This is a genomic window from Blautia aquisgranensis (genome assembly GCF_040096615.1).
GTDB lineage: Bacteria > Bacillota > Clostridia > Lachnospirales > Lachnospiraceae > Blautia_A > Blautia_A aquisgranensis.
Genome location: NZ_JBBMEJ010000050.1, coordinates 1 through 675 on the forward strand (window position 1 = coordinate 1; position 675 = coordinate 675).

Sequence of the window (675 nt, forward strand, 5' to 3'; positions counted from 1 at the left end):
ATACGTTCCCGGGTCTTGTACACACCGCCCGTCACACCATGGGAGTCAGTAACGCCCGAAGTCAGTGACCTAACCTTAAAGGGAGGAGCTGCCGAAGGCGGGACCGATGACTGGGGTGAAGTCGTAACAAGGTAGCCGTATCGGAAGGTGCGGCTGGATCACCTCCTTTCTAAGGTAAGATAAGTAGAAAATCAGATGTGTTTTACTGTTGAGTTATCAAGGAACTATACAGAAATGAGCTTAAGACGAAGGGGTTCCGAATTACTAAATTCGATGACACTATCGTGTCCTCTCATTAAGTTCCTCGGAACAAAGTTCGTACTAAATTCGTACTGCGCCTGCGGCTTGTGCTCATTAAGTACTCTACTTTTCTGGTGCCGATGCGGTTGGGGGAAACACCCGTTCCCATCCCGAACACGACGGTTAAGACCCAATCGGCCGATGGTACTGCACTGGAGACGGTGTGGGAGAGCAGGTGGGCGCCAGATCAAAAAAAGAAAAGCAGGAGAGATCCTGATGAGAATAGATGCTGGTTTTACCAGTGATTTAAGAAGAAAAGATATTTTCTTTTTAAATGGCTGATAAAACATCAGTCAGCATTGTACCTTGAAAACTGCATACATGAAGATTTGATTAAGTTAATCAAATATCCTTAAACGCAAAGTATTAAGAAAT

The 675-nt window shown here is 45.0% G+C and carries 2 rRNA genes; both read left to right on the top strand.

The features are described 5' to 3' along the window. Window positions 1-169 (top strand): 16S ribosomal RNA (locus tag WMO28_RS16780); the annotation flags it as partial. A gap of 201 nt (window positions 170-370) precedes the next feature. Then, a 5S ribosomal RNA gene (gene rrf, locus WMO28_RS16785) occupies window positions 371-488 on the top strand. Window positions 489-675 lie beyond the last annotated feature (187 nt).